The organism is Cupriavidus sp. UBA2010, assembly GCF_002335265.1.
GTDB classification, from domain to species: domain Bacteria; phylum Pseudomonadota; class Gammaproteobacteria; order Burkholderiales; family Burkholderiaceae; genus Cupriavidus; species Cupriavidus metallidurans.
The window spans coordinates 1-23,102 of sequence record NZ_DDCI01000015.1; the positions used below are offsets into that span (position 1 = coordinate 1).

Consider the following 23,102-nt stretch of genomic DNA (forward strand, 5'->3'; position numbering starts at 1 on the left):
GGACATTACAACTTTGCCGCTACATTTTATGTCCGAACGATCCGCCTTTTGTTAAATTTTCGCGGCGTTTACAGCAAACGTTATTCAAATGGACGCGCCGTGATCCGGCAGCGGACAACCACAAGACAGAAAAGGAGCACCATGAAGAAATCGCTACTGACCCTCGCACTCGGTTCGCTGTTTGCCGGCGGCGCCTACGCGCAAACGTCGGTCACGCTGTACGGCATTGCCGACGCCAGCATCCACTACACGACCAACGCCGATGCCAACAACCACGGCCAACTCGCGATGGACAATGGTGCCATCACGCAAAGCCGCTGGGGCCTGAAGGGCGCCGAAGCCCTGGGTAACAACCTGAAGGCCATCTTCCAGCTGGAAAACGGCTTCAACGTGCCCAACGGCACGATGAGCTCGTCGGGCCAGATCTTCAACCGTCAAGCCTACGTTGGCCTGGCTGGTGATTTCGGCGCCGTGAAGCTGGGTCGCCAGTACACCGAAGGGTTTAATTTCTTCGGCGACTACGATCCGCTGACCATCGGTAACTACACCGGCAACTCGTGGATGTATTACAGCCTGACGCAGCTCCGTCGCAACAACGTGGTCAGCTACGGCGGTTCGTTCAGCGGTTTTGATTTCGGCGCAAGCTACGGCTTCGGCGAAACCCCGGGCAGCTTCACGAAGGCTAGCGGTTCGGGCGCCGGCATCAACACGCCGTACTTCGGCGTGCGCGCAGCCTACAACTACGGCCCGTTCGGCGTGGGTGGCGTGTACCAGGAAATCCGCGACGCCAATGGCAACAAGCAGCAAATGTGGGGCGCTGCTGGTAAGTACTCGATCGGACCGGCAAAGCTGTTCCTGGGCTACATCGGTGGTCGCGACCACACCGGCCTGATGGACAACATCCTGAACAACGCCGCCGTCGTCACGACGAACGCCAACCCGGCTCCGAACACCGTCGGTACGGCTGCTGCGAACGCCAATCCGCGCAAGGACACGCTGGGCTACATCGGCGCGACCTACCAAGCCACTCCGGCCCTGGCGCTGACCGGTGCGTTCTACGCCGACTACGTCGAAAACAAGAACGGTATCGCCGACAACAACGGCCGCCGCTACACGGCCGCGCTGATCGCCGAGTACTCGCTGTCGAAGCGCACGCAAGTCTATGGTGCTGCGGACTTCAACAAGGTTTCGGGCGCCACCACGACCGAACTGCCGGGCCGCAACAACCAGACCAGCTTCGGTGCTGGCATCCGCCACATCTTCTGATTGCTGGTTTGATCAGTTGGCAGAAAGGCACCTTCGGGTGCCTTTCTTTTTTTGCGAAGGCGGAGATGGAGTCGACGGTGGAGTTGGCTGTGATGTTGGCGGTGGCGCCATCCCCGACGTCGTCAGCAGTTCCAGGCGATAGCCATGCGTGTAGAGCGGCTGGAGCCGCACGCCGTTGTGCTCCCACAGGCCGAGCTTGGTACGCACACGCGAGACATGGGTGTCGATGGTGCGTGACAGCGGCGGCAGCTCCTTGCCCCAGATCGCCGCAAGCATGTATTCGCGCGGCACGGCGCGGCCCTCATTACGGAACAGGAGCAGCGCGACTTCGAACTCCTTCGGCGTCAGCCGTACCTCCTGCCCGTGGCACGTGGCGTCGCGCGTCACGGTGTCAAAGCTGAAACAACCCCAGGTCAGCCGTCCATCGTCTGGCTGGCGGGAGTCCGGGTACGCTCGCCGCAGCAGCGCTGCGATGCGCGCGCCGAGTTCGCGCGGCCGGATCGGCTTGACCATATAGTCGTCGGCGCCAGCACTCAACGTTGCGACAATGTCCGCCTCGGCGTCGCGCCGGGTCAGGAACATCACCGGTATGCGCGGGTCCAGGTGCGCGCGCGCCCAGTCCAGTACTTCCCGGCCCGAGACATTTGGCACGTGCCAGTCAAGCAGCAACAGGTCGAACGTGACCTTGCGCAACGTGACCAGCATGCGCCTGCCATCGGCGAACGTCACGCACTCATGCCCTTCCGCCGTCACGATCTCGCGAATCCTCGCGGCCTCGGCAGCGTCGTCCTCCAGCGAGGCAACCCTCAGTCCCATCCTTGTCATGCGTCGTCGCGCCCAAGTGGAGCGTCCAGTGAAATCGCTGACGACCATTAGAGGCGTGTGAGCGAGAGAACCCTATAAGACGATGCTCATTTTCTGCATCGGCCACAAATGTTTACTTTCGTTTGGTGCGCGCATCGGCCTACCATGACCCGGAACATCTGACCTGATCAGGAAGGAAACGCACCTTGAGAATCGCCGCGCTCGAAGACGACCCCGTCCGCGCCATCGTGCTGGAGCGAGCGTTGCATCCCGGCGGACACACGCTTGCGCGATTTCGCAGCAGCCAGCCGATGATCGAGGCCATGCGTCGCGAGCCGTTCGATCTGCTGCTGCTGGACCGGGACGTGGCCGGCACCAACGCCGACGATCTGCTCGATTGGGTGCGGCGCACGCTGGGACACGGAATGCCGGTGATGATGCTGGGCCAGAGCGATGCGGAGGAAGTGGTCGTGGGCTGCCTCGCGGCTGGCGCGGATGCGTACGTGCCGCAGCCCGCGCGATGCGATGAGCTGCGGGCCCGCATCGAGGCATTGACCCGGCGGGCAGCGATGCCCGGCATGACGGTTGCCACCGTGCCGCCTGGCGCGCTAGGGAACACTTCCGATCAACTCGTCTGCGGCGTGTTCCGCTTTGCGGTAGCGGAGCACCGCGTGTGGGTCAACAGCATGACCGTGGCCCTGTCGCCCAAGGAATACGCGCTGGCGCTGCTGCTGTTTCGCAACCTTGGCGCGCTGGTGACGCGCCGCGCGATGATCGAGCACGTTTGGCCTGCCACCGGCATCATGGAGCAGGCGCGCACCATTGACAGCCACCTGTCGCGGGTACGCACCAAACTCGCGCTCTGGCCGTTCAACGGCATCATGCTGCGATCGGTCTATCGGCTCGGGAGCCGCCTGGACCCGATATAGACAGCCGTCGCGACACGCGACCGGCCGTCATTGGCTGCCCTATGAGACGGATGAGGTGGCTGAGGTTGATAAGGCAGCCGTCTTCCGCTGAGCGGAGTCCATCTCAATCGATCTTGATGCCCGCTTCCTTGACGATGCGCGCGTTCTCCGCCGACTCGGCGCGAATGGCCGCGCCGAACTGTGCCGCCGATCCACCCGTGGGCACCTCGCCGCCGCGCAGCAGGCGGTCGCGCACGTCGGGCTCGGCCAGCGCCTTGTTCAGTTCCGCATTGAGCTTGTTGATGATGGCCGGCGGCGTCTTGCCCGGCGCGAAGATCCCGAACGTCGAAGTCAGGTTGGCCTTGGGATAGCCCAGCTCGTCCATGGTCGGCACATTGGGCAGCGAATCGATGCGCTTCGGCGCGCCCACGGCGATGGCGCGTAGACGCCCGGCCTGCATGTGCTGCGTCAGCATGGGGCTGGCGTTGGTGCTCATCACCTCGAACTGCCCGCCGAGCGCGTCATTCATCTGCTGGCCGGCACCCTTGTACGGGATCATCGTCAGTTCCGTCTTCGACTTGGCCTTGATCTGCTCGAGCATCACATGGCCCACCGTGCCAAGGCCAGACGTGGCCCAGCGCACCGAGCCGGGCTTGGCCTTGGCCTGCGCGATCAGGTCCTGAAACGATTTGCCGGAGAAGCTCGGCGTGGCGACCACGAGCACCGGCGAGTACATCACGCTCATCACCGGCGCCACGTCGTGCTGCGGGTCGTAGTTGACGTGGCCCACGTGCGGATTGAGCGTCAGCGGGCTGGTCGACGAGAAACCGACCGTGTAGCCATCCGGCGCGGCTTTGGCCACGGCGTCGATGCCGATGCTGCCACCCGCTCCGGCCTTGTTCTCGACCACCACCGAGGTGCCCATCTGCACCGAGAGCTTTTCGCCCAGCGCGCGCGCCACGGCGTCGCTGATGCCGCCGGTCGGATAGGCAACGATCATGCGGATCGGGCGGCTCGGATAGTTGTCCGCGGCGAAGGCCGGGGCGGAGATAGAGGCGGTCAGGGCAGCGGCCGCGATAAACGCGGCGTGCAGCGGCAGGGATCGGAAGGCGACCATGATCGGGCTTGAGCGGGAAATTGGCGGGAAATTAGCGGGAATCTGCGGATTTGGCGGGACGTGGCGGGCAATGCATGGCCGCGTCCGAATTGCCGCCATCTTAGCCGATCCGGCCCGCGCCCCTGAAACGGGCGAGCGGTTATCGCACCAGCGGATGCTCAGGCACCCACGACACGAATAGCTCGTTGGCCCGGTCATAGAGCCGCCATGCGGTACCGCATTCCCGGCACCTGAACGACAACATGCTGAACGGCACGCCGGCCGCGCTCTGGCTGACCAGCGGCGCCGTATTGTGCAGGGCCAGGCAGGGATGGGGTTCGCGCCGGCGCGGATCGTCGGCCAGTGCCAGGCAATGGGCACAGGCAGGGCGCGCTGGCGCATGGGAAGGCACGGCGTCAGGCATGACGGGGGTCCCGGAGGGCTGGAGTACGGCGGACTTCATGACCGCCATGATGCCGCAAATTCGATGCCAGGATGACCAATGTCTGCAGCGCCCGCGCGACAGGATGCGCGGACTGAGCGTGAATCGTGACGAGACCCACGCCAGGGCCTTTACCGCGGCGCCCCGATTCCGCAACATTCCAACTTTCCGCACAGAAGACACCACAAGGAGTGTTCCCGTCATGCACGCTGCCCCTCATCCTGCCCTGCGTACCCGCCTGGCCCGCCTGGCCCTCTTGCCCGCCGCGCTGGCGCTGGCCGGCGCGATCTGCGCCCTGCCGGCCCAGGCCGAGCCCGTGCAGCCGGCCTTTCAGCTTGCGCAGCAGGAAAAGCCCGCGCTGATCGACACGCTCAAGGACCTGGTATCGATCGAGTCCGGCAGCAAGGATATCGAAGGCCTGGACCGCATCGCCAACCTGATTCGCGACCGCCTGGCCGCGCTCGGCGGCGACGCGAAGCTGATCGAGCCAACCGACGTCTATCGCATGGAGGACACCCCGCCGAAGGTCGGCAAGATGGTCATGGCGCAGTTCAAGGGCACTGGCCAGCGCAAGATCATGCTGATCGCGCACATGGACACGGTGTACCTGCGCGGAATGCTCGCGCAGCAGCCCTTCCGCGTCGACGGGGATCGCGCCTACGGCCTGGGCATTGCCGACGACAAGAACGGCGTGGCGGTGATCCTGCATACCGTGGCCATCCTGCAGAAGATGAAGTTCAAGGACTATGGCACGCTGACCGTGCTGATCAACGGCGACGAGGAGATCAGCTCGCCGGGCGCGCGCGCCACGTTGACGAAGCTGGGCGCGGAGCAGGATGCCGTATTCTCGTGCGAAGCCTCGCGCGTCACCGGCGACCGGCTCTCGCTGGCCACGAGCGGTATCGGCGCCATCTCGCTCAAGGTCGACGGCAAATCCTCCCACGCGGGAAGCTCGCCGGAACTGGGGCGTAATGCGCTCTACGAGCTATCGCACCAGATCCTGCAGATGCGCGACCTGTCCAACCCGGACACCGGCCTCAAGGTCAACTGGACCCTGTCCCACGCCGGCACCAACCGCAACGTGATTCCGGCCGTGGCCACCGCGCAGGCCGATGTGCGCGTGCTGCGCACCGCCGACTACGACGGCCTGGAGCGCACGCTGCAGGAGCGGATTCAGAAGAAGCTGATTCCCGACACGAAGGTCGAAGTGAAGTTCGAGCGCCGTCGCCCACCACTGGAAGCCACCCCGGCATCCCGTGCGCTGGCCGCGCACGCGCAGGGCATTTATGCCGAAATCGGCGAGAAGCTGGCTGTTTATGACACCGCCGAAGGCGGCGGCACCGATGCGGCATTTGCGGCGGCCGCAACCAAGGCACCGGTGATCGAACGCTTCGGCCTGCGCGGCTTCGGCGCGCATTCGAACGATGCGGAGTATGTGGACTTGAACTCGGTCACGCCGCGTCTGTATCTGCTGACGCGGATGATCATGGATGTCTCGCAGGACAAGACGGGAAAGTGATCGAGGGAGGGAAGTGACTCCCCCTCCCGCTGTGGCGGGAGGGGGTTAAAACCATCAGCCGTTCAAGCCGCTTTCGCTCTCTCGCGCAAGTCCGGCAGGAATACCGCGAGCAGGCCCAGCAATGGCAGGAACGCGCAAAGCTGGTACACGGTCTCGATGCCGTGCACATCGGCCAGCCGACCGAGCACCGCGGCGCCGATGCCGCCCATGCCGAAGGCAAACCCGAAGAACAGCCCGGACACCATGCCCACCTTGCCCGGGATCAGTTCCTGCGCGAACACCAGGATGGCCGAGAAGGCCGAGGCCAGGATGAAGCCGATCACCACGGACAGCACGGCAGTCCAGAACAGGTTGGCATGGGGCAGCATCAGCGTGAACGGCGCCACGCCCAGGATCGACGCCCAGATCACGCGCTTGCGGCCGATGCGGTCACCGATCGGCCCGCCCATGATCGTGCCCGCCGCTACGGCGAACAGGAACAGGAACAGGTAGATCTGCGAGGTCTGACGCGCCAGGCCGAACTTCTCCATCAGGTAGAACGTGTAGTACGTGTTCAGGCTGGCCATGTAGAAGTACTTGGAGAAGATCAGCAGCAGCAGCACCACGATGGCGCGCACCACTGTCGACTTCGGCAGCTTGTTGACCACGACGCCGGCGCCCTTCTTCTTCGCGGCGCGCTCGGCCAGGTGCCGGCCGTACCAGCCGCCGATCTGCCACAGCACGGTGATGGCCAGCAGCGCGGCCAGCGAGAACCAAGCCACGCTGCCCTGCGAGTGAACGATCCACGCCGCCAGCAGCGGACCCATCGCGCTGCCGCCGTTACCGCCCACCTGGAAGATCGACTGGGCCAGACCGTGCTGCCCGCCCGACGCCAGCCGCGCCACGCGCGACGATTCCGGGTGGAAGATCGACGAACCGGTTCCCACCAGCGCTGCGGCAACCAGCAGCACGCCATAGGTCGGGGCCACTGACAGCAGCAACAGGCCGCACAGCGTGAATCCCATGCCGATGGCGAGCGAATGCGGCTTCGGATGCTTGTCCGTGTACAGGCCGACCACCGGCTGCAGTAGCGACGCCGTGACCTGATACGTCAGCGTCAGCAGGCCGATCTGCGTGAAGCTCAGGTTGAAGCCGCCCTTGAGCATCGGATAGATGGCCAGGATCAGCGACTGGATCATGTCGTTGAGGAAGTGCGCGAAACTGATCGCGTACAGCACGCGGAAGCGTGTGCCTTCCTCACGGTCGGCCGGATGGGCCGGATGGATGGTTGTGCTCATGGTGCGGGGGCGCATTGGCCAGTCATGCTTGGCAAAAGCCCGGGCGCCCGAACAGCGCGCGGCCGGGAAGTGTGACGATGCTAATTGGCAAACTGCCGCCTGTCCTGCGAGAATGAGGCCGTAACTTTGGAGAAAAGGACATGCCAGCCGAAGCGCCGAACGCTGCCCATGCCGACGGGCGGCCCGATACCTACTCGGAACAGCCCGCCTACCTCCAGTACGATCGCGGCCCGATGCCCGTGGCGGCCATGGCGGCGGACTACCTGCCGACCCACGTCACCAAGCCCCACCAGCACCCGCACGCGCAACTCATCCATGCCGTGCACGGGGTGATGGTGGTGTCTACGTCCGAGGGACAGTGGATCGTGCCGCCGACACGCGGCATGTGGATGCCCGGGGGCACCGTGCACTGGATCCGCATGGTCGGGCACGTGCAGATGCGCACGGCCTACATCCGCCCCGACGCCGCGCCGAACCTGCCCACGCGCTGTACCGTACTCGGTATTTCTCCGCTGCTGCGCGAGTTGATCCTGGCCGCGATCGACATTCCCCTGCCCTATTCGCCCGACTCGCGCGAATCCCGGCTGATGCAATTGCTGCTCGATGAAGTCACGCTGGTACCCACACTGCCGCTCCACCTGCCGCGCCCGACGGACAGGGACCTGCGCGTGATCTGCGAGCAGATCACCGATAGCCCCGACTCTGGCCTGACGCTGGCTGACTGGGGCGACAGGCTTGGCGTGGATCCCAAGACCATTCAGCGCCGATTCGCGCGCGAGACCGGGATGACGTTCGGCCAGTGGCGCCAGCAGGCACGGCTGCTGGCCGCGCTGGAGCGGCTGGCGGCAGGCGACAAGGTGGTGGATGTGGCGCTCGACATGGGCTATGGCAGCCCGAGCGCCTTCGCGACGATGTTCCGGCGGCAGTTCGGCGTGCCGCCGAGCGCTTTCTTCAAATAGTCCTGTCGTCCTGTCGCCCTGTCCTACCCGGCAAGGTAGCGCTCGACCAGCCGCGTCCAGTAGGCCGCCCCGACGGTCAGGTTGTCGTCGTTGAAGTCGTAGCCGGCGTTGTGAAGCAGCGGCTGGTTGACCCCATTGCCCATCCGGACGAAACATCCGGGCCGCTGCTGCAGGAAGTAAGCGAAGTCCTCGCTGCCGGCGATGCGGTGGAAATTCGCGATCGCACGTTCGGGGCCCACCAGTTCCTCGGCCACCTGGCGTGCGAACTCGGTCTCCGCTTCGCTGTTGACCAGCACCGGATAGCCACGCACGTACTCGATATCGGCCGTTGCGCCATAGCCCTCGGCGTGTGACGTGGCAAGCTGCTTGATGCGCGTTTCCATGGATGCCCGCACATCCGCACTGAATGAGCGCACGCTGAGTTCCATGCGCGCGCTATCGGGAATCACATTGGGCGCGTGGCCGGCGTGCAGTGTGCCGATGGTCACCACGGCAGTCTCGTTCGGATCGACGTTGCGCGCCACGATGGACTGCAGCGCCATGACCAGGCTGCCCGCGACCAGGATCGGATCGATCGACTGATGCGGCCGCGCGGCATGGCCACCCTTCCCGCGGATGGTGATCGCAACGGTGTCGCACGCGGCCATGAACGGGCCCGAACGGAACATGAAGGTACCGGCCTCGGCACCCGGATGGTTGTGCAGGCCAAAGATCGCATCGCACGGAAAGCGTTCGAACAGGCCGTCGGCCAGCATCCGTTCCGCGCCACCGCCCGCCCCGATCTCCTCGGCCGGCTGGAAGATCAGGTGCACGGTGCCATCGAATTGCCGGGTACGTGCCAGTTGTCGCGCGGCACCCAGCAGTACGGCGGTGTGGCCGTCATGGCCACACGCGTGCATCTTGCCGTCGTGCACGCTGGCATAGGGCAAGCCCGACCGCTCGTGGATCGGCAATGCATCCATGTCGGCGCGAATGCCGACGCTGCGTTGCCCCGCGCCCACTCGCAGCGAGGCCACCACGCCGGTACCGCCCACGCCACGTGTGACCGTGTAGCCCCAGTTCTCCAGCTTGCTGGCGACGAGTTCGGCCGTGTGGACCTCGTTGAAGGCAAGCTCGGGATGCTGGTGGATATGGCGGCGGATGTCCTGCAGTTCGTCACGCGAGTCGAGCGTGTCGTGCAGGGTGCAGAAGGACCGGGTGGGGGAATCCTTGGCGAGGCGGACGGAGACGGACTTGAGGATCGATGCGACTTCAGGGGCGTCGATGTCGGGGTCTTCGATTTCGGGGGCGTGTTCAGACATGGCAGTGCTCTAAACGGCAGACATGTATGAACAGTATTTCACGCATCCCAAGGAAGAAAACCTGGAATGCTGATTTCGTGCGAAAACGCCCGGAATCACGGCAAAACTGTTGCCCTGATCGGACGCTTTGTGTGGAACTGCGACGATTTGTGTGAAGACGTTTCCGTTGGGAACCCGCGCCGATGTCGCCGCGGGCACCCAACCGCCCTGCCTGGATCCGTCCGAATCCGCCTAGATTCGTATTGCGCCACCGCGCCCGACGTAGGCCACGACGTTCTGGGACTGCTCGCCAAGCCCCTCGACGCCCAGGCGCATCACGTCGCCGGCACGCAGGTAGCGCGGCGGCTTGAAGCCCATGCCGACACCTGGCGGCGTGCCGGTGGCGATCAGGTCGCCGGGCTCCAGCGTCATGAAGCGGCTGACGTAGCTGACGATCGTCGCCACATCGAAAACCATGGTGGCCGTGCTGCCCTTCTGCATGCGCTCGCCATTGACGTCGAGCCACATCCCCAGCTTTTGCGGGTCGGGCACCTCGTCACGCGTGACCAGCCACGGGCCCGCCGGACAGAAGGTGTCGCAGCCCTTGCCCTTGTCCCACGTGCCGCCGCGTTCGAGCTGGAATTCGCGCTCGGAGACATCATTGACCACGCAGTAGCCGGCCACATAGTCGAGCGCCTGCTCCTTCCACACATTCCGGGCCCGGGTGCCAATCACCACGCCCAGTTCCACTTCCCAGTCCGATTTCTGTGAATCGAGCGGCAACATCACGTTGTCGTTCGGGCCGTTCAGCGACGTGTTGGCCTTCAGGAACACGATCGGCTCGGTCGGCAGCGGCATGCCGGCTTCGGCGGCGTGGTCGGCGTAGTTCAGGCCGATGGCAACGATCTTGCCAACGCCGCTCCAGGGCACGCCGAAGCGTCCGCCTTCCACCACCGGCAGCGTGGCGGGGTCGATGGTCGCCAGACGGGCCAGCACGCCGGGCGCCAGTTCCTGCGGGCCGATGTTGTCGATCACGCCGGACAGGTCGCGCACGCGGCCGTCGCTGTCCAACATGCCGGGGCGCTCGGCGCCGGGTTCTCCAATGCGGACTAGTTTCATGGGTCTCGTCTCCTTGCGGTAGCACCAGCCCGCGAGCATAGCGCAAGCGCGAGACCCCTGCCCGTTCAGCCCAGCATCGACGGCACACGGTAGTGGGCGGGCTCGAGCAGATCCAGCCCGCACTGCAACTGGTCGATCCAGTCGATGAAGCGCTTGACCATCTCGCGGCCCCGGAACGAGGGCCCGTGCTGCGGCACGATCCACTCGATATCCATGGTCCGCGCCATCGCGGCCCAGAGCCGGCACGCCCGGTTGCCGCTCATATAGCGGCGATGGAACGCCAGCATCCGGCGGGCGTGGGCATCGAAATCGGTCACCACGGTGCCGGCTTCCGTCCCCGACGTCATCGTGGCCCCAAGGTCGCCCGAGAACAGGATCTTGCTGACCGGGTCGTAGAACTGGAAATTGCCTTCGGAATGGAGGAAGTGCGCGGGCACCGCGATCAGGTGATTGTTGCCAAGCGGTATCACCATGCCAGCATCCGGGATGGTCACGATGCGCCCCGCCGTTTTGCCTGCCTGGCAGAAATGCGGCAGAAAGCGTGCCCAGACCTGCGAGATCAGCACGCGGCTGTCCGACGATGTCAGCCAGCGCCCCACCGAAGCGACGATGTCCGGGTCCGCATGGGACGCCAGCACGTAGTCAAGCTGCTTGGGTGGGAAATAGCGGCTGATCGTCAGATACAGCTCACTGTAGGTCATGTTTCCGCCCGGATCGATCAACGCCGCATGGCCGTTGTCGACCACCAGAAACTGGTTGCTCTGGACGACGTCGCCTTGACCCTCGTCGACCAGATCCGTGAATGCCAGACAGACATGCCCGCCCGCTTCGTACAACACGTTACTCATGATCCCTCTCTCGCCGCTCTTGTTCTGTTGTAAATGGCTAGGGGCGAAAGTAATGAGACGTAGGCGTTTCTTTATTGATGACGATCAAACTATGGCAGAAACAAGCTACGAAAACGACAGCCGCATGGACACGCTGCGGGGCAAGCCGCGCATCAGCGCGCGTTCAGCAGCTCCTCGATCTTCGAGACAAACTGCTTGTCGTCCGGCTTGACCATGCTGTTGTAGCTGCCGATGACCTGCCCCTTGCGGTCGATCAGGTACTTGTAGAAGTTCCACTTCGGCGCAGTGCCCGTCTCCTGGGCCAGCAGTGCGTACATCGGATTGGCATCGCTGCCGCGCACATGGCTCTTGCCGAGCATCGGGAACTTGACCCCGTAGGTGTTGTAGCAAAAGTCCGCAATGTCCTTGGACGAGCCGGGTTCCTGGGAGAAATCGTTGGACGGGAAACCGAGCACCACCAGCCCGCGTTCGCGGTACTTGGCGTAGAGCGCCTCAAGGCCCTCGTACTGCGGCGTGAAGCCGCAATAGCTGGCCGTGTTCACCACCAGCACCACCTTGCCAGCGTACTGGCACAGGTTCTGCGGCGATTCGTCCTGGAGCCGCGGGAAGCGGAAGTTCAGCGACGCCGGGCAATTGCCCGCCGGCTGCGCGGCCGCCGGCACGGCCTTTTCGGCGGCGCGAGCAGGTGGCGGCAGCATGACTGCCACGGCGGCGGCCAGCGTCAGCGCGCCAGCCAGAGCGGTTCGTTGCACGGATTCCAGGGTACGTTGGCGGGACATGAATCGGGGCTCCGGTGGCTTGAGGAGTAACTTTAGGTGCAAGGAAGTCTACGCTCTCGGCCGATTCACGTCATTCGGGCACACCCGGCCTCTTCCCTGGTTTGACGTCCTTATTCCATGTGGATCTTGGCCGCGTGCTCGGTCACACTGCTGCGCAGTTCCAGATCCGGCATCCGACGCACGATCAGCAGCGCGATGATCGTGGCCACCGCGCCGGCCGCAAAAATCAGATGAAAGCCCGATTCCACGCCGCCAGCCAGCACATGGCGCACGGCTGGCGACAGGTGCGCCAGCGCCTCGCTGCCATGCCGCAGTGCGCCAAGGTCCAGCGCCTGCGTGACGCCGGCCCGGGCCAGCGCGTCGCGAAACTCCATGGCCAGCAGCGTGCCGGCCAGCGCGCCGCCGATCGAGCTGCCGAGCGAGCGCAGCACGAGCAAGGCGCCGGTGCCCGCGCCCATGTCACGGCGCTCCAGCGCGTTCTGCACGCTGATCAGCGTGCCAACCATCGCCATACCCAGGCCGATACCGCCGATCGTCATCGCCAGCAGAACGAAGAAGGTCGGCACGGCGACGGTCACGGCGGCCAGCGAGACCAGCCCGACCGCCGCGGCAACGAAGCCGATGGTCAGGATGACGCGCATACGGCCCAGTCGCGGCGCGAGCCATGCCACCACGAAGTTGCCGGCGACGGTCGCCAGCAGGAACGGCACCACCAGCAGGCCCGACATCGACGCATCAGCGTCACGCACGAGCTGAAAGTGCAGGGGCAGGGCGAAGATGCACAGGAAGATATTGAGCGCGGCCAGCGCCGATGCGCCCACGCCCATCACATAGGCGCGATTGCGGAACAGGCGCGGCGGCAGCATCGGGTCGGCGGCGCGGCGCTCCTGCCAGGCCAGCAACAGCACGGCCACCAGCGAGAGCGCCAGCAGGGCGGCCATCTCGGGCGAGATCCAGGCGAACGCCTCGCCGCCCCAGCTCATGGCAAGCAGGAACGCGACAATGGCCACGGCCAGGAGCAGGGCGCCTAGCCAATCGACCTGGGGCCGGCCGCCGCGCGGCTTCAGATGCGCGAGCCCGCGATAGCACATGGTCATGGCCAGCAGGCCGAGCGGCACGTTGATCCAGAACAGCCAGCGCCACGACATGTGATCGGACACCCAGCCGCCTACCAGCGGCCCCGCGATCGACGAGATCGCCCAGACCGTGGCCAGATAGCCCTGATAGCGGCCACGCTCGCGCGGCGCCACCACGTCGGCAATGGCCGCCTGCGCCAGCGACATCAGGCCGCCACCGCCGAGGCCCTGCAGCGCGCGAAACAGGATCAGCTGCGGCAGCGTCTGCGCCAGCGCGCAGGCCACCGAGGCCAGGATGAACAGCGAAATCGCCACCATCAGCAGACGGCGACGCCCGAAACTGTCCGACAGCTTGCCGTACAGCGGCGTGGTCACCGTCGACACGATCAGGTACGCGGTCACGATCCACGACAGGTGCCCAAATCCGTTGAGATCGTTTGCGATCGCCGGCACGGCCGGGATCACCACGGTCTGGTCGAGCGCCGCGAGCAGAATGCACAGCACGATGCCACCGATCACACGCATGATCGACGCGTGATCGTGAACGGCGGCTTGGGGGAGGGAAGTTGTGGCCTCTAGGGCCTCTGCGGTGGACTGGCTGGCGGGGGCGGTCGACGACATGCGGGGAGGGAGGGTGCGGCCGCAAGTCGGTATATGCGGCCTAATTCAGTAACCGCATAATTATATGCATGCTTAGCATTTGGCGCTGACGGAATTGTCCGAATACCGGACAGGCGAAAGCCGGCCTGCGGCCGCCCTCGCATCACATTTGACGTTACCCGGAGATCGCGGCCGATCGCCGTGCGATCGGCGCGAAAACAGACCGCTTAGCGCGAGCCTCCGTGGATGTAGTGCTCCAGTTGCTCGATAGTGAAGCGCTGCTCGCTGATGATGTCGTTCACGAGGTCACCGATCGAGATCATGCCGAGCAGTTGATCGCTATTCATCACTGGCAAGTGACGCAAGCGATGCCGGGTCATCAACGCCATGCACTCGTCGGTGGTCTGGTCAGCCCGGACATAGATCACCGCTGAGGTCATGATTTCGCGCACCAGGGTCTCGCGCGATGTGCGTTGCATCAGGATCACTTTGCGCGCGTAATCCCGTTCGCTGATGATGCCGACGATCTTCTGCTGCTCCATCACCAGCAGGGCACCAATGCCCTTCTCGGCCATGAGTTGCAGCGCAGCATAGACCGTCGCCGTGGGAGGAATGCTGAAGATCGCCTGATTTGCCTTGCTTTCCAGAACCTGCCGCGCGGTTTTCATGACACCGACTCCTTGTTGCCGTTTTGGAAACATTCACTGCCCTGTGCGGGCCGCGCCAGCGGCACTGCGCAACGTGCGTCCGGCTGCGTCCATTCAGATTAGCAAAGGAATCGCGGCACTCACAGGGTGACTTTCACGAATCTTTGTTTCGCGCAAAACGCGCAGCGGAAGGGGGCACGCACCCCGGCATCAATCCGGCATCAATCCGGCAAGTGAACGATGTGTCGTGGCTTCCTGAGCCAGAGCCTTGAGAACCGCGCCACCTCGGGATCCAGGTCGCTATCGAACGAGGTGGAAAACAACAGCGTCTGCCGGCTCTTCGGACATCGGCTCGCCGCAAAGCCGACATCGTCGACAAGTCCGAGGTCGAGCATCGATTCAGCGTCGTCGATCACCAGGATGCCGATCGCGCGCAGATCGAGGCTGCCGGCATCCAGGTGGTCGACAACCCTGCCCGGTGTGCCGACCACGACGTGCGCGCCGTGGATCAGACTGTCGATCTGCGGACGCATGGCCGCGCCATGCATCAGCGCCACGACCTTCACGTGCCGGGCGGCGCGCACGCAGTCCCTGATGCGCTGGGCAACATGCTGCACGCGCTCGCGCGTCGGGCAGAGCACCAGCGCCTGCACATCGAACCGGCGCGGATCGAGACGATGGAGCAGGGCAACGGTGAAGGCCACGGTACGCCCACTGCCGGGAGGCGCCTGCACGATGAGGTCGCGGCCGGCCAGCGCCTCTGGCAGCACGGCCGCCTGAAGCGGATTGATGGCGTGCCATCCGAGTTCCGTCAGCGTCACCTGCAAAGCAGGTGTCAGCGGAAGCGCGGAAAACGGCGTGCCGGTCGAAATCGGCATCGATGCGGAGAACTTGGTGACGCGCATGGCAGAAACACCGTCATGCAATCTTTCGCGCCACGGTTTTCGTGGCCGCCGGTTTCCTGGTCACCGTCTTGACCGCCGCGGTCTTCTTCGCGGCAGGCGGCTTCGGCGTTGAAGCCTTCATCGGCACTGTCTCGGTCGGCACCCAGCCAAGCCTCTCAAGCAATGCGCCAGCCGCAGCCGGCGCGCGCTCCTTCGCACCGTTGATGAAGAACAGGAACACTTCCTTCGGCTTGAGCTTGCCAGCGGGATCGTCTTCCACACGCGGCAGGTCGTCCGGTGCCTTGCCACCAGCCCATGCCGATGCCCGCTTCGCCCATTGGTCCAGCGCCTTCGGCGCATAGCCCGTCGCGACCTTCTCGTCGGCGTTCATCAGCCGCGCGTACACGAAGTCCGAAGTGAGATCCGCGAACGACGGAAACTTCGGTGAGTCGGTGAAGACGGTGGCCGCCTTGAACTTGCGCGCCAGCCTCAGGTACGCGTCGCACATGAAGCTCTCGTGACGCACCTCTATCACGTGCCGCAGCTTCACACCCTCCACCGAGGTCGGCAACAGGTTCAGGAAGGCCTCGAAATCGTCGGCCACGAACTGCTTGGTCGGCGCGAACTGCCAGACGACCGGCCCCAGCTTCTCGCGCAATTCGGCAATGCCGCTGTCGATGAACCGGCTGATCGAATCGCTCCCTTCGGCCAGCACGCGGCGATTGGTCGCAAAGCGCGAAGCCTTGACCGAGAAGACGAAGCCATCGGGCGTGGCATCGCGCCAGTTCGCAAACGACGTGCGCTTCTGCGTGCCGTGGTACGTGCTGTTGATCTCGATCGCGGTCAGATGCCGGCTTGCATATTCCAGCTCGCGTGCCTGCGCGAGCCCCGTCGGATAGAAGTTGTCGCGCCACGGCGCATAGTTCCAGCCGCCGATGCCGATATGGATGTTGCTCGCCGACTTGCCCTGTCTGGTAACCGCCATGACCTGATCTCCGCGAGGATTGGTGGAGCAAGTCTAGCCGGATTTGAGCGGCGTGGCGGAAGCCCGCGGACATGTGAGTCGAAACGCGCCAGTGGGCGAGGGCTGCGCAGCCCTCCTGCTCGTCTCCGGCCTTACTTTGGCGCGGGATACTTGCGTGCGTTCATCTCCATCTTCGCCTGCACCGCCGCGTCGAGATCGACGCCAAGCGCGGTCACGAGCTGCGTCAGGTAGATGGTGATATCGGCCAGTTCCTGTTCGACGTGCGCGCGCTCGTCGGTCGACATGATCCCGCGCGATTCCTCTTCGGTTTGCCACTGGAAGATCTCCACCAGTTCGGCCACTTCGACGCTGAGCGCCATCGCGAGGTTCTTCGGGCTGTGATACTTGCCCCAGCCCCGGGCCTCGCCGAAGGCGGCCGCCGCTTGCTGGAGATTGCTGATATCGATGAGAGCCATTGTGGATGCAATGTGGATGTCGCTGACAGGCACGTATTGTCACACCGAACGGCAGCCGGATGCCCCCACACGCTGCCACATACCGCCACTCGACAGCGCCGCGCGCGAGGCATAGGCTCGCATGTGAAGCCCACTGCAAACGGAGGCACTCATGCGTCCCACGCCAAAAATGGCGATCATCACCATCGCGGGCGCCATCGCGTACCTGGCGTTGCCCGTGCTCGGATGGGGTGGTATCGCGGCGTACTTCGCCGATACCGCGCGCACGCTGGCAGTCGTCGCGACGTTGGTGATGGCGGTCATCGCCATCTTCTCCGGCGGCAATATCAGCGCTGGCGAACGCGAGGACCGCGATAACCGATGGGTACTGGTGGCATTCAGCGTGCTCAGCCTGCTCGCGGGATTCCTGCCTGCCTATACGGACCGCCTCGACGTTTGGTCGATCGACGGCAATACGATTCGCTGGATCGGCCTGTTCCTGTTTGTCGCCGGCGGCGCGCTGCGGCTCTGGCCCGTCTTCGTGCTGGGCCGGCGTTTCAGCGGGCTCGTGGCGATCCAGCCCGGACATACACTGGTCACGACGGGCATCTACAGCGTGATTCGCAATCCAAGCTATGTGGGCTTCGTGATCAGTTCGCTGGGATGGGGACTGGTGTTCCGCTCATGGGCGGGCGTGCTGCTGGCCCTGCTGATGCTCCCGCCGCTTGTCGCCCGCATCCGGGCAGAGGAAGCGCTGTTGCGGAGCCAGTTCGGGGTCGAATACGAACAGTACTGCGCACGTACGTGGCGCATGTTGCCGGGCTTGTACTAGGCCCGCACGCGGATCACGTGGCGGGAATCCAATCGAATCAAGCCCTTGGCATCACACCGTGATTGAATTTCCCGCCCACGGGCCTATGCTTGAAAAATAGGCACATGCGCCCCGGCGCGTAGCCACCCTGCCCAGTAGCCACGCAAACAGAGCACATGAGGCTCTCATCATGTTTGCGAGGCTCTCATGAAGAACACCACGCCCGTTGCCGGGCTCCGTACCCGGCCCAGCGGTGGCAATGCTTCCGTCACCAGTCCGCAGCGTCGCCACGTCATGCAAGCCGCGGCCGCCGCCGCACTGGCCACGGGCCTGGCACCGCTGGCGCGCCCCGGTGCCGCGCACGCGGCGGCCAGGCATACGCTCAGGATTCTTCAGTGGAACCATTTCGTGCCGGGCTACGACAAGTGGTTCGACAACACGTATGTGAAGGAATGGGGCCAGCGCCACGATACGGAAGTCATCGTCGATCACGTCGGCATTCCTGCGCTGGCCACGCGTGCCGCTGCCGAAGTGTCGGCCCAGAAGGGACACGATCTCTTCATGTTCCTGTCGCCTCCGCCGGTGTATGAGGACCAGGTCATCGATCATCGCGACATCTACGAGGAATGCCAGCGCAAGCATGGCAAGCCCGTGGAACTGGCGGTTCGCAGTACCTACAACCCGAAGACCCGCAAGTACTTCGCCTTCTCCGACAGCTTCGTACCGGACCCGGTCAATTACCGCAAGGACCTGTGGGATGCCATCGGCGCGAAGCCTCCCGATAGCTGGGACGACGTGCTGACCGCCGGGCGCAAGATCAAGCAGGCGAAGGGCGTGCCGGTGGGCATCGGCCTCTCCGCGGAACTCGATACCGCCATGGCCATGCGCACGATCCTCTATGCATTCGGTGGCGCCGTGCAGGACATGCGCGGCAATGTCGTGCTGAACTCGCCCGGCACGCTCGAGGCCGTCAAGTACGTGCGGGCGCTGTACCGCGACACCATGACGCCCGAAGTACTGGCCTGGGATCCATCCTCGAACAACCGGGCCATGTTGGCCGGCAAGATCTCGCTCTGTCTGAACGCCATCTCGATCACGCGCGAAGGCGAAAACAAGCAGATCCCGGTCACGCCCGACATCTGGCTGACGCAGGCACTGCGCGGCCCCGCGCAACGCATCTGCCTGGAGCACGTGATGGACTGCTACGTGATCTGGAAATTCGCCGAGAACATTGCCGGCGCGAAGCAGTTCCTCGTCGACTACATCGACAACTTTCGCGATGGCTTCGTTGGCAGCGAGTTCTACAACTTCCCCTGCTTCCCGAGCACCGTGCCCGACCTCAAGACGATGATCGCGGCGGACGCCAAGGCCACGCCCCATGACAAGTACAAGGTGCTGGGCGTGCTGATGGAACAGGCCACCAACGTGGGCTACCCCGGATACGCCAACGCCGCTATCGACGAGATCTTCAACACGTGGGTCCTCAACACGATGTTCGCCCGCGCCGCAACCGGCGACGCGTCACCGGAGGACGCCATCCGCGATGCCGAGAACGCCTGCAAGCGGATCTTCGCAAAATGGAAGGCCAGGGGGCTGGTATAGCCTCGCGTGCGCAATCATCATGGCCACAGTGGAAACACGCTCGCTGACCAAGCGTTACGACAGCACCACCGCCGTCGACGCCATCGACCTCGCCGTGCGCGAGCACGAGTTCCTGGTGCTGCTGGGCCCATCCGGCTCGGGCAAGACGACGCTGCTGCGCATGATCGCGGGACTCGAGACGCCAACCTCCGGCGATGTCCTGGTGAGCGGGCGCATCGTCACGGGGCTCCCGCCGCGCGCGCACAACATGGCGATGGTTTTCCAGAGTTACGCGCTGTATCCGCATCTGACCGTAGCGGGCAATATCGCCTTTCCGCTGCAGGCCCGGCATATGGCGCGCGACAAGATCGACGGCAAGGTCGAGTGGGCTGCCTCGCTGTTCGGCATTGGGCATCTTCTCGCGCGGAAACCACGTCAGCTCTCGGGCGGCGAACGTCAGCGCGTGGCGCTTGCGCGTGCTGTCGTGCGCGACCCCGTTGCATTCCTGCTCGATGAACCGCTATCGAATCTCGACGCCAAGCTCCGTGCTTCGGCGCGAGAGGAACTGCAGCAACTCCAACGCCGCCTCGGCACCACGACGATCTACGTGACCCACGATCAGGTGGAGGCGCTGGCACTGGGGGATCGCGTGGCCGTGCTCGATCACGGCGGCATACGTCAACTCGACACGCCGCAGCGCGTGTATGCGCATCCTGTCGATCGGTTCGTCGCCACGTTCATCGGGTCACCTCCCATGAATCTCGTTGCCAGGGACGGCATGGAGATCGGCTTCCGACCCGAGCACTTCTTGCCCGAGGACGTCTTCACCGCCGATGCATCGCTGGAGCGGTTTCCGTTGGACATCACCCGCATCGAGAACCTGGGCGCGGACCGCCTCGTGTACGGCGTGCTGGCGCCACCGCAGCCGCCCGTAAAAGTCATCTCCCGGATACCGTGCACGGTGAACGTGTCACCGCAACCTGGCACGCGTCACATATTCGCCGTGCGCCGTGCCGATCTGCACCGCTTCGACACGAGCAGCGGCACAAGCCTGAGCGTGGCGGAAGGCGTGACATGAGCGCGCTATCGGCCACCCTTGGCAGACCGGATCACGAGACGTCGGATACGCCGCATGATGACCGCCGGCTAGGCGCCATGATGCTCGCGCCTGCGGTCATCTATATCGCGCTGCTGCTTGGCTTTCCTTTCCTGCTATCGATCTGGTACAGCCTGACCGATGTCACCGTCGGAAGTCCGATGCCGCATTTCATCGGGCTGGAGAATTTCCGGAGCGTGGTGGCGAACCCGACGTTCTGGCAGTCGCTGCGCAATGCGTTGGTGTTCACGCTGGTCTCGCAAGCGCTGGTAGTCGTGCTCGCCAAGGCGCTGGCGCTGGCGTTGGTGCGTGACTTCCCCGGCAAGTGGCTCGTGCGACTGCTGATCCTGCTGCCATGGGTGGCGCCAATTTCGCTGGGATCGATTGGCTGGTTGTGGATCTTCGACCCGGTCTACAGCATCATCAACTGGACGTTACGCGCGATCGGCCTTTTCGGCCCGAACATGTGGCCGATCTGGCTTGGCCAGCCTGATCTGGCGATGGCGTCCGTAATTCTGGTGGATGTCTGGCGTTTGCTGCCACTGGCCACCGTCATCATCCTGGCCGGGATGCAAGGCATCCCGCAGGATCTGCACGATGCCGCTGCCATGGATGGCGCAGGCTTCTGGCGGCGGCTGTTCCGGATCGACGTGCCGTTGCTGATGCCGGTCATGCTGGTGGCGATGTTGTTCGGCATCGTCTTCACGCTGACCGACATGGTCATCATCTATGTGCTCACGCGCGGCGGCCCCTACGATACGACCCAGGTGCTGGCCAGCCTGGCCTTCTTTACAGGCATACAAGGCGGTGACCTGGCTGAAGGCGCGGCGATCTCGCTTTTCCTGTTTCCACTGCTGGTGGCAGTCGTCACGTTGCTGCTGACGGTGGCGCATCGTTCCGAGGTGACGTGACATGGAAGCGATATCGGCATCCGGAGGCTGGAAGCTGGCGTGGCTCGGGTCGCGCTGGCCCGCACGCTGCGCGTGGGTAGCGGTGTTCGCCACGTTGGCGACCTTCGCGGTGTTCTGCGCCTTTCCGTTCTACTGGATGCTGATCACCACCTTCAAGGATGTGCACGATCTGATCAACACGGCCAACAATCCGTTCGTGTTCAATCTGCCACCCACGACGGAGAACCTGCGGGTGCTGTTCCAGGAAACCGCATTCCTGCGATGGCTGCTCAACACGCTGCTGGTGGGCGTTTTCGTGGTCATCATCACGCTCGTGCTCGCGGTACCGGCGGGCTACAGCCTGGCGCGACTATCGGGACCCCGAGGGCGGCAACTCGCCATCGCCATCTTCCTGACTTATCTGATTCCGCCCACGATCCTGTTCATTCCGTTCTCCCGCATCGTCGGCGCGCTGGGCCTGCAGGACTCGCTCTGGTCGCTCGTGCTCGTGTACCCGAGCTTTACCGTGCCGTTCTGCACCTGGCTGATGATGGGCTTCTTCAAGGCGGTGCCCCGGGACATTGAGGAAGCCGCGATGATGGATGGCATGAGCCGCTTTGGCGCGTTCCTGAAAGTCATCATGCCGCTATCGTCAGCGGGCATTCTCACCGTCATCATCTTCACGCTGACGCTGGTGATGCAGGAGTTCGTCTACGCGCTGACGTTCATCACGAGTTCCTCGCAATACACGGTCAGCGTGGGCGTGCCCACTTTCCTTGTGCGCGGCGACGTCTATTTCTGGGGCTCGCTGATGGGTGCATGCCTGATCGTCAGCGTGCCGGTAGCGCTGCTGTACAACGTGTTCCTCGATCGCTTTGTCGCCGCTTTCACCGTGGGCGCGATAAAGTAGCGGTGTCGCACGAATGGCCAGACAAATGGGAGCGCAAATGGCCGGAGGCCAGTTCCAGATGTTCCGCTGTCATGTTGCCGGCGCACAGGCTGTGCAGGCCGACTCGCGCCACGCGTTCGGTCGGCATACGCATGATCAGTTTGGCATCGGTGTGATCGGCAAGGGCGCGCAGAAATCGGCCAGCGGGCAGGGAATCGTGGAGGCCGGTCCCGGCGACACGATCACGGTCAACCCTGGCGAAGTGCACGACGGCATGCCGATCGGCGATGCCGGCCGTGCCTGGCAGATGCTTTATTTAGATCCACCCGTGGTCGCCGACGCGATCCTGGACGTGACGGAAGGGCGGACACGGAGCTTCGAGTTCGCCCACCCGGTCATGCGCGATGCGCGGCTTGCGCAACGTTTCCTGACGCTGTTCGCCGCCATGACGGCCGCGCACGCGGAACATGCCTCGGTACTGCGCGAGGAATTGCTGCTCACCTTGCTGGCCGACACGATGCATGGGCAAACCCGCTCGGACACACGCAGCCCGGGCTTCGCAGAGATCGCAATGGCGCGACGCCGCATCGACGACGATTCAGCCGCGCCGCTCACGCTCGGCGAACTGGCCGATGAGTGCCGCCTGAGCCGCTTCCAGTTCATCCGCGCGTTCTCGCGGGCGACTGGCATGACGCCACACGCCTACATGATCCAGCGCCGCATCATCGCGGCGCGGCATCTGATCGCGCGCGGCATGTCGCTCGCGGACGCTGCCGCAGCGAGCGGCTTCGCCGACCAGAGCCATATGACGCGCATCTTTGTTCGCACGTACGGCATCTCGCCCAGCATGTACGCGCGTGCCTGCAGCGCATCGTAGCCGGCCTTCCCCGCCACGCTTGCAATTTCATTCAA

23 protein-coding genes are annotated in these 23,102 nt (G+C 64.3%); 10 read left to right on the forward strand and 13 right to left on the reverse strand.

Annotated elements, in window-relative coordinates:
- Positions 1-141 precede the first annotated feature (141 nt).
- The gene (locus B2246_RS10980; RefSeq protein WP_008645123.1) at positions 142-1,266 is read left to right on the forward strand and encodes a porin; all 1,125 of its coding nucleotides are present in this window, start codon (positions 142-144) and stop codon (positions 1,264-1,266) included.
- Positions 1,267-1,278: 12 nt separating this feature from the next.
- On the opposite strand, the gene B2246_RS10985 is transcribed toward B2246_RS10980, so the two are convergent.
- Positions 1,279-2,091 (reverse strand): response regulator transcription factor, encoded by an 813-nt coding sequence (locus tag B2246_RS10985; RefSeq protein ID WP_040010988.1) that lies wholly within the window; start codon positions 2,089-2,091, stop codon positions 1,279-1,281.
- Between the two features lie 185 nt (positions 2,092-2,276).
- Between B2246_RS10985 and B2246_RS10990 the strand changes: the two genes are divergently transcribed.
- The gene (locus tag B2246_RS10990; RefSeq protein WP_008645126.1) at positions 2,277-2,999 is read left to right on the forward strand and encodes a response regulator transcription factor; all 723 of its coding nucleotides are present in this window, start codon (positions 2,277-2,279) and stop codon (positions 2,997-2,999) included.
- Between the two features lie 103 nt (positions 3,000-3,102).
- Here the strand turns inward: B2246_RS10990 and B2246_RS10995 are convergent, their stop codons facing one another.
- Positions 3,103-4,095: a Bug family tripartite tricarboxylate transporter substrate binding protein gene (locus B2246_RS10995; protein WP_008645128.1), complete on the reverse strand. Its 993-nt coding sequence runs from the start codon at positions 4,093-4,095 to the stop codon at positions 3,103-3,105.
- A 139-nt stretch (positions 4,096-4,234) separates the two neighbouring features.
- Positions 4,235-4,498 (reverse strand): hypothetical protein, encoded by a 264-nt coding sequence (locus B2246_RS11000; RefSeq protein ID WP_008645129.1) that lies wholly within the window; start codon positions 4,496-4,498, stop codon positions 4,235-4,237.
- 220 nt (positions 4,499-4,718) lie between these two features.
- On the opposite strand from B2246_RS11000, the gene B2246_RS11005 reads away from it, so the two are divergent.
- Positions 4,719-6,035, forward strand: coding sequence for a M20/M25/M40 family metallo-hydrolase (locus B2246_RS11005; protein ID WP_008645131.1), 1,317 nt, complete (start codon positions 4,719-4,721; stop codon positions 6,033-6,035).
- A 62-nt stretch (positions 6,036-6,097) separates the two neighbouring features.
- Here the strand turns inward: B2246_RS11005 and B2246_RS11010 are convergent, their stop codons facing one another.
- Positions 6,098-7,312 carry an MFS transporter gene (locus B2246_RS11010; RefSeq protein ID WP_008645133.1) on the reverse strand — a complete coding sequence of 405 codons (1,215 nt, stop codon included), beginning with the start codon at positions 7,310-7,312 and terminating at the stop codon, positions 6,098-6,100.
- 140 nt (positions 7,313-7,452) lie between these two features.
- Between B2246_RS11010 and B2246_RS11015 the strand changes: the two genes are divergently transcribed.
- Positions 7,453-8,271, forward strand: coding sequence for an AraC family transcriptional regulator (locus tag B2246_RS11015; protein WP_008645135.1), 819 nt, complete (start codon positions 7,453-7,455; stop codon positions 8,269-8,271).
- Between the two features lie 23 nt (positions 8,272-8,294).
- Here the strand turns inward: B2246_RS11015 and B2246_RS11020 are convergent, their stop codons facing one another.
- The 9 genes from B2246_RS11020 to B2246_RS11060 form a co-directional block, all read right to left on the reverse strand.
- Positions 8,295-9,572 carry a M20 aminoacylase family protein gene (locus tag B2246_RS11020; RefSeq protein WP_008645138.1) on the reverse strand — a complete coding sequence of 426 codons (1,278 nt, stop codon included), beginning with the start codon at positions 9,570-9,572 and terminating at the stop codon, positions 8,295-8,297.
- 231 nt (positions 9,573-9,803) lie between these two features.
- Positions 9,804-10,670 (reverse strand): fumarylacetoacetate hydrolase family protein, encoded by an 867-nt coding sequence (locus tag B2246_RS11025; protein WP_008645139.1) that lies wholly within the window; start codon positions 10,668-10,670, stop codon positions 9,804-9,806.
- 65 nt (positions 10,671-10,735) lie between these two features.
- Positions 10,736-11,518: an MBL fold metallo-hydrolase gene (locus B2246_RS11030; protein ID WP_286882301.1), complete on the reverse strand. Its 783-nt coding sequence runs from the start codon at positions 11,516-11,518 to the stop codon at positions 10,736-10,738.
- A gap of 152 nt (positions 11,519-11,670) precedes the next feature.
- A complete protein-coding gene (locus tag B2246_RS11035; RefSeq protein WP_008645142.1) occupies positions 11,671-12,297 on the reverse strand; it encodes a glutathione peroxidase in 627 nt (208 codons plus the stop codon).
- Between the two features lie 110 nt (positions 12,298-12,407).
- Positions 12,408-13,898, reverse strand: a complete 1,491-nt coding sequence (locus tag B2246_RS11040) for an MDR family MFS transporter (RefSeq protein WP_017514028.1) — start codon at positions 13,896-13,898, stop codon at positions 12,408-12,410.
- Between the two features lie 302 nt (positions 13,899-14,200).
- Positions 14,201-14,641 carry a CBS domain-containing protein gene (locus B2246_RS11045; protein ID WP_008645806.1) on the reverse strand — a complete coding sequence of 147 codons (441 nt, stop codon included), beginning with the start codon at positions 14,639-14,641 and terminating at the stop codon, positions 14,201-14,203.
- Positions 14,642-14,841: 200 nt separating this feature from the next.
- Positions 14,842-15,525 carry a DEAD/DEAH box helicase gene (locus B2246_RS11050; protein WP_286882300.1) on the reverse strand — a complete coding sequence of 228 codons (684 nt, stop codon included), beginning with the start codon at positions 15,523-15,525 and terminating at the stop codon, positions 14,842-14,844.
- Positions 15,526-15,538: 13 nt separating this feature from the next.
- Complete coding sequence (locus tag B2246_RS11055) at positions 15,539-16,489, reverse strand: DUF72 domain-containing protein (RefSeq protein WP_286882299.1); 951 nt, start codon at positions 16,487-16,489, stop codon at positions 15,539-15,541.
- A 131-nt stretch (positions 16,490-16,620) separates the two neighbouring features.
- Positions 16,621-16,944, reverse strand: a complete 324-nt coding sequence (locus B2246_RS11060) for a nucleotide pyrophosphohydrolase (protein WP_008645810.1) — start codon at positions 16,942-16,944, stop codon at positions 16,621-16,623.
- A gap of 151 nt (positions 16,945-17,095) precedes the next feature.
- Between B2246_RS11060 and B2246_RS11065 the strand changes: the two genes are divergently transcribed.
- The 6 genes from B2246_RS11065 (at position 17,096) to B2246_RS11090 (ending at position 23,067) form a co-directional block, all read left to right on the forward strand.
- The gene (locus B2246_RS11065) at positions 17,096-17,755 is read left to right on the forward strand and encodes a methyltransferase family protein (protein ID WP_286882298.1); all 660 of its coding nucleotides are present in this window, start codon (positions 17,096-17,098) and stop codon (positions 17,753-17,755) included.
- A gap of 186 nt (positions 17,756-17,941) precedes the next feature.
- On the forward strand, positions 17,942-19,336 hold the full coding sequence (locus B2246_RS11070; protein WP_008645817.1) for an ABC transporter substrate-binding protein: 1,395 nt from the start codon (positions 17,942-17,944) through the stop codon (positions 19,334-19,336).
- 19 nt (positions 19,337-19,355) lie between these two features.
- A complete protein-coding gene (locus B2246_RS11075; RefSeq protein ID WP_008645819.1) occupies positions 19,356-20,393 on the forward strand; it encodes an ABC transporter ATP-binding protein in 1,038 nt (345 codons plus the stop codon).
- Entirely contained in the window at positions 20,390-21,322 is a 933-nt protein-coding gene (locus B2246_RS11080) for a carbohydrate ABC transporter permease (protein WP_035881206.1), read from the forward strand. Before B2246_RS11075 ends, B2246_RS11080 begins: the two co-directional genes overlap by 4 nt.
- A 1-nt stretch (position 21,323) precedes the next feature.
- Entirely contained in the window at positions 21,324-22,211 is an 888-nt protein-coding gene (locus tag B2246_RS11085) for a carbohydrate ABC transporter permease (RefSeq protein ID WP_286882296.1), read from the forward strand.
- A gap of 37 nt (positions 22,212-22,248) precedes the next feature.
- Positions 22,249-23,067, forward strand: coding sequence for an AraC family transcriptional regulator (locus tag B2246_RS11090; RefSeq protein WP_286882295.1), 819 nt, complete (start codon positions 22,249-22,251; stop codon positions 23,065-23,067).
- The last annotated feature ends 35 nt before the right edge of the window (positions 23,068-23,102 follow it).